Raw genomic sequence first — 11,188 nt, 5'->3', positions numbered from 1 at the left:
GGTCGAGGCGCCGCGGCTCGACGCGCGACTGCGCGTGCTCGAGCGGCTCGGCCGTCGCGTCGTATCGGCCGTCGTGTTCGCGGGGCTGCTGGTCGCGGGCGCCGTGCTGCGTCCCGACGACCCGGGGTTCGGCACCGTGCTCATGATCGCGTCGGCGGTCCCGCTGCTGCATGCGCTCTTCGCCGGCTTCGCCGGACGCCGCGGTCCGCGAGGCTGATCCCCGCGCGACAGCGGGGGTGCGGCATCCGCTGTCCGCCCGCGATCCGGCCGCACCCGATACGGTGGCACGCAACGGACGAACTCCCGGGGGTGCGCGTGGTCGGTGCGGTCGTCGTGCGGATCGCGGATCTGCTCGTGCAGCTCGCGATGATCGGGCTCGGGCTCTCGATCATCTTCATCGAGGGCGAGGACGACGACCTCATGGTCGCACTCCTCGCGCTGTGGTGCTGTCTTGCCGGCGCGTATTGGCTGGCGTCGGTCATCGCCGTCGGCGTGAGTGTTCGCCGACCGCGCGACCATGCACCGCGCTGGATCGAGAAGGCCGATCAGCACCCGGTCGTCGCGGCGATCTCGACGACCGCGACGTTCATCACGAGCATCGTCGGTCTCGCCGCTGCCACCGAGATGCTGGTGCTGCGCGACGACCCCGAATGGGCCGGGTTGGTCGAGCCGGTCGCGATCGCCGCGATGCTGCTGTCGTGGGCGCTGTTCCACTGGGGTTTCGCGCGGATCTACGACCGCCGCTACCGCCGCTCCGACGTCGCGCCGCTGCTGTTCCCCGGCACCGACAGTCCGCGTCTGGCAGACTTCGTGTACTTCTCGTTCACCAATGCCACGAACTTCTCGGTGTCGGACGTGCAGGTGATGACGACGCGCATGCGGTGGACCGTGGTGTGGCACACGACGATGAGCTTCTTCCTGAATGCGCTGATCATCGTTCTCGCGTTCAGCACCATCATCAACTCGTAGGATCGCCGACGAACGAAGGAGCGACGATGCAGCTGGGAATGGTAGGCCTCGGCCGGATGGGCGGCAACATCGTCCGGCGCCTCATGCGCGACGATCACGAATGCGTCGTCTTCGACGTGAACGCGGATGCCGTGACCGCGCTCGCCGCGGACGGAGCGGTCGGCGCCGCCGGCCTGTCCGACCTGGTCGCGAAGCTCGACGCTCCGCGAGCCATCTGGCTGATGATCCCGGCAGGGCTCACCGGCAAGGTCGTGGAGGAGCTGACGCCGCTGCTCGAGCCGGGGGACATCGTCATCGACGGCGGCAACTCGAACTACCGCGACGACGTGCGTCGTGCCGCGGCGCTCAAGGGCACCGGCATCCACTACGTCGACGTCGGCACGAGCGGTGGCGTCTTCGGGCTCGAGCGCGGCTACTGCCTCATGGTGGGCGGGCCGGAGGAGGCCTTCCGGCGCATCGAGCCGATCCTGAAGACGATCTCACCCGGCAATGGCGAGGTCTCGCGCACCCCGGGACGCTCCGGCGACTTCGCGCCGGAGGAGCTCGGCTACCTGCACTGCGGCCCCTCCGGGGCGGGGCACTTCGTCAAGATGGTCCACAACGGCATCGAGTACGGCGTGATGGCCGCGCTCGCCGAGGGGCTCAACATCCTCGAGCACGCCGATGCGGGCGTCGTCGAGGCCCAGCACTCGGCAGAGGTCGCGCCGCTGGAGGAGCCGGATTTCTACCAGTTCACGATCGACACCCCGAAGGTCGCCGAGCTGTGGCGGCGGGGATCGGTGATCTCGTCGTGGCTGCTGGACCTGACCGCGGCGGCGCTGCAGGAGAACCCCACGCTCGCCGGACTCGCCGGTCGTGTCTCGGACTCGGGCGAGGGACGCTGGACGGTCAAGGCCGCCGTCGACACAGGCGTGCCGGCGCCGGTGCTCGCGGCATCCCTCTTCGAACGGTTCGCCTCGCGCGGCGAGGACCAGTTCGCCAACAAGGTGCTCTCGGCGATGCGACTGCAGTTCGGCGGTCATCAGGAGCTTCCGGCGGGCGACGTGCTCGAGGCGGGCGGACGCAAGTCCGAGTCGTCGTCGGGCGGCCAGTCCCGCACCACCGAGGAGGCGGAGTCGTCCTGAGACGTCGGCGGCGCGACGGTCACGCCACCAGGCGTGTCACGCCCTGCGCAGCGTCGCGCCGGTCGGGCAGTCGAACGGGTCGCGCGCTGCGAGGCCGACGCGGTTGAGGTAGGCGATCACGATGCCATACGACTGCAGCAGCGTCGTCTCGGTGTAGGGGACGCCGAGGGCCCGGCAGTGGTCGATGACGATCGCGCGGGTCTTCGCGAGCTGCGGCCGCGCCATGCTCGGGAAGAGGTGGTGCTCGATCTGGTAGTTGAGGCCGCCCATGAGCGATGTCGCCCACCAGCCGCCCGAGACGTTGCGGGACGTGCGCACCTGCTTGCTGAAGAAGTCGAGCTTGGCGTCCTTGGCGATCACAGGCATGCCCTTGTGATTGGGGGCGAACGAGGCTCCCATGTACACGCCGAAGACCGCGAGCTGCACTGCGAGGAAGGCGAAGGCCATGCCGAGCGGCAGGAACACGAACACCGGGGTCCACACGACGGCGAACCGCAGCGCCAGCAGGCCCAGCTCGGTGTAACGGTCCTTCGCGCCGTCGCGTCCGAAGAGATGACGGATCGCGAGCAAGTGCAGGTTCAGGCCCTCGAGCGTGAGGAGGGGGAAGAACAGCCACCCCTGTCGGCGGGTGATGAACCGACGCAGACCGCGCGCCTCTGCGGCGTCCGTCTCGAGGAACGAGACCGTGTCGACCTCGATGTCGGGATCCTTGCCGACGCGGTTGGGGTTGCCGTGGTGGCGCGTGTGCTTGCCGGTCCACCACGAGAAGCTGATGCCGACGATGCCGCCGGCGAGGATGCGTGCGAGACGGTCGTTCGCGGGGCCGGACGAGAGGATCTGCCGGTGCCCGGCCTCGTGCGCGAGGAACGCGACCTGCGTGAAGAGGATGCCCAGCGCCGCGGCGATGAGCAGCTGGAACCAGGAGTCGCCCAGCAGGATGAAGCCGGTGATGGCGCCGCCGAAGCCGACGGCGATGGCTGCGGCGACCATGCCGTAGAACCACGGCGTGCGGCGCATGAGCCCGGTCTCGCGCACGACCTGGGCGATGTCGGTGTAGGCCCGGGTGAGGGGCGGGAATTCGTCTGTGCCGGCGTAGGTCTGTCGAATGGGACCAAGACGCGACTCGAGGGCGGTGGCGGAGATGGGAGCACCCGGTTTCGATCGTGACCGCTGTGGCCGTGAAGCCAAAGGCAGTTGCCGATCGCTGATGCCAGGCTACGTGCCCCGGTATGGCCGGGAGGGCATACGCGAGGACTCCCAGGCATTGAACAGCCGGGGGTGCCGATGGCACCCCCGGCTGGTGTGAGAGATCAGAGGGGGCGGATGTTCGCCGCCTGCAGACCCTTGGGGCCGCGTTCGGTGTCGAACTCGACCTTCTGGTCCTCGCGGAGCTCCTTGAACCCATCGCCCGAGATCGCGCTGAAGTGCGCGAAGAGGTCGGCGGTGCCGTCATCGGGGGCGATGAAGCCGTAGCCCTTCTCGGAGTTGAACCATTTCACGGTGCCAGTGGCCATCGTGTCTTTCCTTTTTCTTCTTGGGCCGTATGAACGGCCGTGGGTGCCGCTCCGACGTGTGCGGAGCGGACGTGTGAGGCGCATCTGGTGCGCAGGTGCGGCGGCGCGGGAGGCGAGGGATGCCTCGACCGCGGTCGACGCGAGATCGCGGGTACGGTGGTCGCCCAGGTGGGCGCCGTGGGCGCTGTGCGCCTCGAAGCCCCGGGATGTGATCGCGACGAACCCGGCGTACTCGCCGGCGACGGTCGCGACGAACACGTCGTCGTCGGCCTGTTGCCAGCCGAGCGCCTGCCGAGTTGCGGAGGCGGAGGAGAGAATCAAGATTGCCTTAGGAGGATGCGCCACATCGATGTCGTGTGCGGCGCGGGAAGTGGATGGTGGGACCGCAGGTGGCGGTGGGTGTCGGAAGCTCTGCGTATCCTCGTTGAGGCAGGAGGTCGACGAAAAGCCCGATGGGGCGTCGCCACTGTAGCATGCCGCCCTGGACGTATCTCGTCGACGGGCTTCCGACGACTGGCAGAACGTGGAGACCGTGCATGAAAGTCGACCTGAAGAAGCAGATCGGCGCCTACACGGCACCTCGCGGCTCGTTCGAGGTCGTCGACGTCCCGCCGCTGCGGTATCTCATGGCCGACGGCCAGGGCGACCCGAACACGGCTCCGGAGTATGGGGATGCCGTCGCGGCGCTGTTCGGCGTCTCGTACAAGCTCAAGTTCCTCAGCAAGAACGAACTCGATCGCGACTACGTCGTGATGCCGCTGGAAGGACTGTGGTGGTCCGACGACATGGCGGCCTTCACCACCCATCGTGACAAGTCGCGGTGGAGTTGGACGATGATGATCCTCGTCCCGGACTGGATCGAGCCGGAGCACGTCGAACGGGCGCGCGAGGCCGCGGCCGCGAGGGGAGGGGGGCCGGCGATCGCGGGGCTCCGATTCGAGGAGGTCGCCGAGGGGCGCTGCGTGCAGACCCTGCACATCGGCTCGTACGACGACGAGGCGCCCGTACTCGACGAGATGCATCACCGGTTCATCCCCGGCGCAGGGCTGCGCATGACCGGGCGTCATCACGAGATCTACCTGACCGACCCACGGCGCTCCGCGCCCGAGCGCCTGCGGACGATCCTGCGCCAACCCGTCGAGCCGGCGTAGAGACGACGGATGCCGCGACCCGGCCGGGTCGCGGCATCCGTTCTCGTTCGTCGCTACGCCGTCGCGTCGGCGCGCTTGGGAAGCACCCATCCCGCACGCGGGAAGTGGCAGGTGTAGCCGTTGGGGTAGGTGATCAGATAGTCCTGGTGCTCAGGCTCTGCCTCCCAGAACGGGCCTGCGGGCTCGATCGTGGTGACGGCCTTGCCGGGCCAGAGGCCCGACGCGTCGACGTCGGCGATCGTCTCGCGCGCGACCTGCTCCTGCTCGGGGCTGAGCGGGAAGATCGCCGAGCGATAGCTCGTGCCGATGTCGTTGCCCTGACGGTTCAGGGTCGACGGGTCGTGGATCTGGAAGAAGAACGCCAGGATGTCGCGATACGACGTCTGGGCCGGGTCGAACACGATCTCGACCGCCTCGGCGTGGCCGGGGTGGTTGCGGTAGGTGGCGTGGGCGTTCTCGCCGCCGGCGTAGCCGACCCGGGTGGACAGGACGCCGGGCTGGCGGCGGATGAGGTCCTCCATGCCCCAGAAGCAGCCGCCGGCGAGGACGGCCGTCTCCGTGCCGGGCGTGCGGGTGATCTCACCGGTGTCGAAGGGTCCGCTGGTCATGATGTGTGCTCCTGGTTCTCGGTGGTGAAGAGGTGTCGATAGGCGCCGTAGCCCTCGGCCTCGAGCGAGGCGGCAGGGACGAAGCGCAGCGCGGCCGAATTCATGCAGTATCGCAGGCCGCCGGCATCCCGTGGCCCGTCCGGGAAGACGTGGCCGAGATGGCTGTCAGCTCCCGACGAGCGCACCTCGGTGCGAGGAAGGATCAGCTTCCAGTCCTTCTTGGTCGTCACAGCGTCCGGATCGATGGGCTTGGTGAAGCTCGGCCATCCGGTGCCGCTGTCGTACTTGTCGACGGACGAGAAGAGCGGCTGCCCTGAGACGACGTCGACGTAGATGCCCGGTTCGTGGTTGTTCCAGTGCTCGTTGCGGAAGGCGGGCTCGGTGCCGTCCTCCTGGGTGACGCGGAACTGCGCGTCGGTGAGGCGGCTGAGCGCCTCGGGGGTCCTGCGGTAGTCGATGGAATTCACGTGGTTCCTCCTCGGGTGCCGCCGCTGGCTGCGGCGTCAGAGAAGAGAACGGATGCCTCCTCCGATTTGGTCCCGCGAACCTGTGAGCGCGCTCTGAATTGCACGGCCATTGCACCGACGTCGGTGCGCGCGATCGTGGACTCTCCGCCTCGTACCTTGGGACGCGCGCCGGACGTCGGCGCCCGCCGTTCACGGCGCAACCCCAGGAGTACTGATGCTCGACGAAGCGATCACACCCCAACCGTCCGCCTCCGCGGCGCCCGTTCAGCCCGAGACCACGGCCGCACCCGCCGCGCCGGTCGACGAGCGCACCGGCGTCCTCGTCGCCCACCTGAGCGGGCTGGCGTCGTTCTTCGGCCCGCTCATCGTGCTGCTGGTCTATCGCGGAAAGAGCGTGGTCGTCGAGCGCGAAGCGAAGGAAGCCCTGAACTTCCAGCTCACGGTCGCGATCGCGACCGCCGTTCTGATCGTCGCGGGGATCGTGCTCGCGTTCGTGCTCGTGGGATTCTTCCTTCTCATGCTCGCGTGGCTGCTGCCGATCGCAGGTGTCGTCTTCGCGATCGTCGGCGCAGTGAAAAGCAACCAGACTGGTGCCTTCCGCTACCCGGCCACGTGGCGCATGGTCAAGTGACGGAGCGGGGCGACGCGGACGGGCGGCTTCCGGGTCCCGCCGGAACGCCCCCACGCGTCCTCTAGGGTGAACCCGTGCGAGCTGTCGTATACGAGCAGTACGGCGGCCCCGAGAAGCTCGGGGTTCGAGAGGTGCCGATGCCCGCACCGGGGCGGGGCGAGGTGCTCGTCGAGGTCGTGGCGACGTCTGTCAACCTCTCCGACTGGGAGCATCTCCGCGGCACACCTGCCTACGCCCGCATCGGCGGTCTGCGCCGGCCGCGCACCACGATCCTCGGGTCCGACGTCGCCGGACTCGTGGCCGCCGTCGGAGAGGGTGCGACGCGGTTCACCGTCGGCGACGCGGTCTACGGCGACACTCTCGCGCACGGCAGCGGCGGTTTCGCGGAGTACGTCGTCGTGCCCGAGACCGCGCTCGCCCCGAAGCCTCGGCAGCTGTCGTTCGCCGAGGCATCCGCCCTTCCGCAGGCAGGCGCCATCGCAGCACAGGCGGTCGCGCTGGCCGCAGCGGGGTCGCGGATGCTGATCAACGGCGCGGGCGGCGGCTCGGGCTCTCTCGCGATCCAGCTCGCGGTCGCCGAGGGCGTGCGTGTCACGGCGGTCGACAACGCCGGCAAGCTCGACCACATCCGCGCTCTCGGCGCGGAGCGGGCCATCGACTACCGGAGCGAGGACTTCACGCGCGGGGGACCGTACGACCTCATCGTGGATCTGGTGGCCCACCGGTCGATCTTCGCGTATCGGCGCGCACTCGCCCGCGGTGGTCGGTGTGTCATGGTTGGCGGCACCGCGCGGACGCTGCTGCGCATGTCGACGATCGGGCCGCTTCTCGGACTGCTCACCGGTGCGCACCTCGGGGTCCTCTTCGTGCGCCAGGGTCCGAAGCAGTTCGAGCCGGTCGCACGCCGGTGCGCGAACGGCGAGATCGGCGTGCCGATCGACCGCGAGTTCACGCTCGAAGAGGTGCCGGAGGCTCTGGCCTGGCACGGCGAGGGCAAGGCGATCGGCAAGGTCGTCGTCGCGGTGCGCCCGGTCTGACCGCAGCCCGCGGCACTCGACCACGGTGCCCGAGCGCACTGTGAGGGTCTCGGCCCGATCGCGCAACCCCCTCACGCATCGCCGGCGCCTGGGCAAGGGTGGTGACGACCCTGGAGGATCAAATGAAGGCGATGACCTATCGCGGACCGTACAAGCTCCGCGTCGAGAGCAAGCCGGACCCGGTGATCGAGCATCCGAACGACGCGATCGTGCGGGTGGAGCTGGCGGCGATCTGCGGATCCGATCTGCATCTGTATCACGGCATGATGCCGGACACGCGCATCGGACACACGTTCGGTCACGAATTCATCGGCCGCGTCGAGCAGGTCGGCTCATCCGTCCAGAACGTCTCCGTCGGCGACCGCGTGATGGTGCCGTTCAACATCTACTGCGGTTCCTGCTTCTTCTGCGCTCGCGGACTGTACTCGAACTGCCACAACGTCAACGCGAACGCCACTGCGGTCGGCGGCATCTACGGCTACTCGCACACGACGGGGGGCTACGACGGCGGGCAGGCGGAACTCGTGCGAGTGCCCTTCGCCGACGTGGGTCCGTCGGTGATCCCCGACGACATCGCCGGCGAAGACGCCCTCATGCTCACGGATGCGTTCTCGACCGGCTACTTCGGCGCGCAGCTGGCAGACATCGTCGAAGGCGACACCGCGGTCGTCTTCGGGGCAGGGCCCGTGGGCCTGGCTGCAGCGCGGTCATGCTGGCTGATGGGCGCAGGCCGCGTGATCGTCGTGGATCACCTCGACTACCGCCTGCGCAAGGCTGAGGAGTTCGCGTTCGCCGAGACGATGAACTTCGGTCAGGTCGGCGACATCGTGCGCGAGCTCAAGAAGGCCACGTTCGGACTGGGAGCGGACGTCGCGATCGACGCCGTGGGCGCCGAGGCCGACGGGCACGTGCTCCAGCATGTGACCTCGGCGAAGCTCAAGATGCAGGGCGGCTCCCCGGTGGCGCTCAACTGGGCGATCGACTCGGTCCGCAAGGGCGGCACCGTCTCGGTGATGGGTGCCTACGGGCCCCTGTTCAGCGCAGTGAAGTTCGGCGACGCGATGAACAAGGGCCTGACGATCCGCACGAACCAGGCCCCGGTGAAGCGGCAGTGGCCGCGGCTGTTCGAGCACATCCGCGCGGGCTACATCACGCCGAGCGACCTCATCACCCATCGTTTCCCCCTGAATCACATCGCAGAGGCGTACCACGTCTTCTCGGCGAAGCTCGACGACATCATCAAGCCCGTCATCACGCCCGCGGCGTGAGGGCCAGCGAAGGAGAAGCGACATGCCGTACACCTCGAACAAGCCCGGTGCCGCGCCCGACCCGGAGGCGCTGCGGGCACGCATCGCCGGCTGGGGTGCGGACCTCGATCCTGGCGACCGGCCGGCCTTTCCCCGCGAGCACCCGGGCATCCGGACAGGTGCGCACTGGGCGCTGCCCGAGCAGCAGCCGACGAAGGGACGGGAGCGCGAGCGATCGGTCGAACACGAACGGCTCACGCCGGTGTTCGGCACGGCACAGCCCCTTCATGGCCTCAGCGGCGCGATCCGGCGCTACGCATACGACCGCTACAGCGAGGGCCAGGCCGCGCATTGGCTGCTGCTCATCCTCGGAGACAGGATCGAGTCGGCCGGCGCGCACGCGAAGTCGATGCTCACACGGCGTCCCGACGATCCGATCACGCAGTCCGGCGTCCTGGGCGAACGCGGCCGTCGTCCCATCGCGTCGCGGCTGCGTCCGGGTCGCGTCGACCTGAAGCATGCCTGGATGGACCCGATCCTGGTCCTGGGGCCGTGGGTGCTCGCAGCCGTGCTCGTGTTCCGCACAGGCCGGGCGATCATGCGGCCCGCGAAGAGGCGCCGCTGAGACTCCTGCGCCGAGGGTCGGTTGCGCGATACCACCGCGCGCAGAAGATCACGATGACGACCGCCTCGACCCACGCCCCGGCGTAGTACATGAGCTGAGCCCCTGCCTGCACGTCGGAGAAGCCTGAGGGCGGGTGCGCGAAGAGGTGCTTGGCGAGGATCCCGTGTGCTGCGATCGAGAGCACGAGCACGACGGCCGTCAATCCGCGTGAGGGCGCATGCGGTCGGGGATCGAGCCCGATCACGGCGGCGGTGAAGAGGTACCCCGCCAGCACCAGGTGTCCGTGCACGGCCACGTGGATCAAGGGCACGTGGCGCATGCTCTCGGCCACGGGGCCGAGGTAGATCAGCCATAGTCCGCCGACGCTGATGAGCGCAGCCGTCAACGGGTGAGCGATGAGGCTCACGGGGCGGCTCGCGAGCAGCCGCGCCAGCCGCCGGGCGGGCGTCACATGGAGCGCACGCAGGGCAAGCGTCACCGGCGCGGCGAGCACCAGCATCACCGGTGCGATCATTCCGGCCGCCAGGTGGGCGGTCATGTGGGCCACGAAGCTCTCGTGCGCGGCCGTCGCGAGCGGCCCGGCGACGGATGCCGCGGCCACGACGATTCCCGTGCACCACAGCGCCACACGGTGCCAGGGCCACTGCCGCCCCTTCCGGCGCGAGATGCGGACGCCGCCCACGTACGCGGCGATCGCGGCGATTGTGGCGACCGTCACCAGCAGGTCGAGGACCGAGCCGCTGCCCGGGGCGTGCGAGGCGTGCACCGTGGATCCCGTCAGGCCGTCGGGACTTCCGTGGACGACGCCCGGCGCGGTCGCGCGACGAGCACGACGCCCGCCACCGCCAGGACGACCGCCACGCCGTTCCAGACGAGGTCGTAGATCCATACGTCCTCGACGTAGCGGATCTCATGGATGCCGAGCAGCTTGTGGTGCACGGTGCCGTCGTACAGCTGGAACGCCCCGGCGCCGATCAGCGCGCCGCCCGACCATCGCCGCCAGTCGAGCGACCGCCGTCGGCGCAGATCGGCGAGGAGGAACAATCCGGCGATGGTCGCGAACCAGCTCAGAGCGTGGAAGAAGCCGTCCGAGACGAGGCCGACCTCGGTGGTCGAGAGATCGTAGAAGTGGTGCCAGTGGAGCAGCTGGTGGAACACCGCCTCGTCGACGAAGGCGGCTGCTCCCACGCCGAAGAGCACTCCCGACCACACGTTGCGGGCTCGGTACCGGCGAGCTGCGGCATCCGTCGGAGTATTGCGCATGCGCAGGAGTCCACTCGCGGTGAGACCCGTTGCACAGGGGGTTGACCGGTCGTCACTGTGCGGGGACGACCACGGATCGCCTGGTCGCGGCCGGCACGTTGAGTGATCGGTCCGCCCAAGTCAAGGGCATCCCCGCGTTCATCCGGGCCTCGTAGGCTTCCCACCGTGCAGGAGCGAGCCCGCGCGCGAGCCGACCGGACGGGCTTCCGCGCAGACATCCAGGGACTGCGAGCCATCGCGGTGGTCGCCGTGGTGCTCTATCACGCCGGGCTCCCCTTCCTCCCGGGCGGGTACGTCGGCGTCGACGTCTTCTTCGTGATCTCGGGATTCCTCATCACCTCGCACCTGCTCGACCAGCTCGAACGGCACGGAAAGCTGCGCTTCGGCGAGTTCTACGCGCGGCGCGCGCGCCGCATCCTTCCCGCCTCGTTCGCGGTGCTGATCCTCTCGGTGATCGCCGCGCTCATCTGGTACCCGCCGCTGCTCATGGCAGACGTCTGGGCCGGGGCCGTCGCGACCGCGCTGTACGTGCCGAACTACTTCTTCGCCGCC

The 11,188-nt window shown here is 69.0% G+C and carries 14 protein-coding genes and 1 pseudogene; 9 read left to right on the top strand and 6 right to left on the bottom strand.

Annotated features, from left to right (window positions below):
• From EIO58_RS18675 to gnd, 3 genes and pseudogenes are all read left to right on the top strand, one after another.
• Positions 1 to 217: pseudogene (locus EIO58_RS18675) on the top strand (AarF/ABC1/UbiB kinase family protein); the annotation flags it as partial.
• 92 nt (positions 218 to 309) lie between these two features.
• A complete protein-coding gene (locus EIO58_RS06595; RefSeq protein WP_127818852.1) occupies positions 310 to 969 on the top strand; it encodes a DUF1345 domain-containing protein in 660 nt (219 codons plus the stop codon).
• A 26-nt stretch (positions 970 to 995) separates the two neighbouring features.
• Positions 996 to 2,093, top strand: a complete 1,098-nt coding sequence (gnd, locus tag EIO58_RS06590; protein WP_127818851.1) for a phosphogluconate dehydrogenase (NAD(+)-dependent, decarboxylating) — start codon at positions 996 to 998, stop codon at positions 2,091 to 2,093.
• A 36-nt stretch (positions 2,094 to 2,129) separates the two neighbouring features.
• Here gnd and EIO58_RS06585 read toward each other — a convergent pair whose 3' ends face one another.
• Both EIO58_RS06585 and EIO58_RS06580 read right to left on the bottom strand, forming a co-directional pair.
• On the bottom strand, positions 2,130 to 3,236 hold the full coding sequence (locus tag EIO58_RS06585; protein WP_240658614.1) for a fatty acid desaturase family protein: 1,107 nt from the start codon (positions 3,234 to 3,236) through the stop codon (positions 2,130 to 2,132).
• Between the two features lie 167 nt (positions 3,237 to 3,403).
• Positions 3,404 to 3,607 carry a cold-shock protein gene (locus EIO58_RS06580; protein ID WP_127818853.1) on the bottom strand — a complete coding sequence of 68 codons (204 nt, stop codon included), beginning with the start codon at positions 3,605 to 3,607 and terminating at the stop codon, positions 3,404 to 3,406.
• Positions 3,608 to 4,143: 536 nt separating this feature from the next.
• Here EIO58_RS06580 and EIO58_RS06575 point away from each other — a divergent pair.
• Positions 4,144 to 4,758 carry a GyrI-like domain-containing protein gene (locus EIO58_RS06575; RefSeq protein WP_127818849.1) on the top strand — a complete coding sequence of 205 codons (615 nt, stop codon included), beginning with the start codon at positions 4,144 to 4,146 and terminating at the stop codon, positions 4,756 to 4,758.
• Positions 4,759 to 4,811: 53 nt separating this feature from the next.
• Here EIO58_RS06575 and msrA read toward each other — a convergent pair whose 3' ends face one another.
• Together msrA and msrB are read right to left on the bottom strand one after the other, a co-directional pair.
• Entirely contained in the window at positions 4,812 to 5,366 is a 555-nt protein-coding gene (gene msrA / locus EIO58_RS06570) for a peptide-methionine (S)-S-oxide reductase MsrA (protein ID WP_127818848.1), read from the bottom strand.
• The gene (gene msrB / locus EIO58_RS06565) at positions 5,363 to 5,833 is read right to left on the bottom strand and encodes a peptide-methionine (R)-S-oxide reductase MsrB (RefSeq protein ID WP_127818847.1); all 471 of its coding nucleotides are present in this window, start codon (positions 5,831 to 5,833) and stop codon (positions 5,363 to 5,365) included. Before msrB ends, msrA begins: the two co-directional genes overlap by 4 nt.
• Before the next feature lie 214 nt (positions 5,834 to 6,047).
• On the opposite strand from msrB, the gene EIO58_RS06560 reads away from it, so the two are divergent.
• The 4 genes from EIO58_RS06560 to EIO58_RS06545 all read left to right on the top strand — a co-directional run bounded on the left by EIO58_RS06560 (position 6,048) and on the right by EIO58_RS06545 (position 9,373).
• Entirely contained in the window at positions 6,048 to 6,464 is a 417-nt protein-coding gene (locus EIO58_RS06560; protein ID WP_127818846.1) for a DUF4870 domain-containing protein, read from the top strand.
• A gap of 74 nt (positions 6,465 to 6,538) precedes the next feature.
• Positions 6,539 to 7,501 carry an NAD(P)-dependent alcohol dehydrogenase gene (locus EIO58_RS06555; protein ID WP_127818845.1) on the top strand — a complete coding sequence of 321 codons (963 nt, stop codon included), beginning with the start codon at positions 6,539 to 6,541 and terminating at the stop codon, positions 7,499 to 7,501.
• 122 nt (positions 7,502 to 7,623) lie between these two features.
• A complete protein-coding gene (locus tag EIO58_RS06550; RefSeq protein ID WP_127818844.1) occupies positions 7,624 to 8,769 on the top strand; it encodes a zinc-dependent alcohol dehydrogenase in 1,146 nt (381 codons plus the stop codon).
• Between the two features lie 22 nt (positions 8,770 to 8,791).
• On the top strand, positions 8,792 to 9,373 hold the full coding sequence (locus tag EIO58_RS06545; RefSeq protein WP_127818843.1) for a hypothetical protein: 582 nt from the start codon (positions 8,792 to 8,794) through the stop codon (positions 9,371 to 9,373).
• On the opposite strand, the gene EIO58_RS06540 is transcribed toward EIO58_RS06545, so the two are convergent.
• A complete protein-coding gene (locus EIO58_RS06540; protein ID WP_240658613.1) occupies positions 9,345 to 10,139 on the bottom strand; it encodes a cytochrome c oxidase assembly protein in 795 nt (264 codons plus the stop codon). The genes EIO58_RS06545 and EIO58_RS06540 overlap by 29 nt on opposite strands.
• Positions 10,140 to 10,150: 11 nt before the next feature.
• Positions 10,151 to 10,636, bottom strand: a complete 486-nt coding sequence (locus tag EIO58_RS06535) for a DUF2243 domain-containing protein (RefSeq protein WP_127818841.1) — start codon at positions 10,634 to 10,636, stop codon at positions 10,151 to 10,153.
• 165 nt (positions 10,637 to 10,801) lie between these two features.
• On the opposite strand from EIO58_RS06535, the gene EIO58_RS06530 reads away from it, so the two are divergent.
• Positions 10,802 to 11,188: acyltransferase family protein (locus EIO58_RS06530; RefSeq protein WP_164861560.1), on the top strand; the 387-nt coding region annotated here is incomplete at its 3' end.

The organism is Microbacterium sp. CPCC 204701 (genome assembly GCF_004010105.1).
In the GTDB taxonomy this organism is placed as follows: domain Bacteria; phylum Actinomycetota; class Actinomycetes; order Actinomycetales; family Microbacteriaceae; genus Microbacterium.
This window is presented reverse-complemented; position numbering and strand designations above follow the sequence as displayed.

Excerpts from the sequence above, each read along its gene's own strand:
- gnd (WP_127818851.1), top strand. The coding sequence starts at position 996 with ATGCAGCTGGGAATGGTAGGCCTCGGCCGGATGGGCGGCAACATCGTC.
- EIO58_RS06580 (WP_127818853.1), bottom strand. The coding sequence starts at position 3,607 with ATGGCCACTGGCACCGTGAAATGGTTCAACTCCGAGAAGGGCTACGGC.
- EIO58_RS06575 (WP_127818849.1), top strand. The coding sequence starts at position 4,144 with ATGAAAGTCGACCTGAAGAAGCAGATCGGCGCCTACACGGCACCTCGC.
- msrA (WP_127818848.1), bottom strand. The coding sequence starts at position 5,366 with ATGACCAGCGGACCCTTCGACACCGGTGAGATCACCCGCACGCCCGGC.
- EIO58_RS06560 (WP_127818846.1), top strand. The coding sequence starts at position 6,048 with ATGCTCGACGAAGCGATCACACCCCAACCGTCCGCCTCCGCGGCGCCC.
- EIO58_RS06550 (WP_127818844.1), top strand. The coding sequence starts at position 7,624 with ATGAAGGCGATGACCTATCGCGGACCGTACAAGCTCCGCGTCGAGAGC.
- EIO58_RS06545 (WP_127818843.1), top strand. The coding sequence starts at position 8,792 with ATGCCGTACACCTCGAACAAGCCCGGTGCCGCGCCCGACCCGGAGGCG.
- EIO58_RS06535 (WP_127818841.1), bottom strand. The coding sequence starts at position 10,636 with ATGCGCAATACTCCGACGGATGCCGCAGCTCGCCGGTACCGAGCCCGC.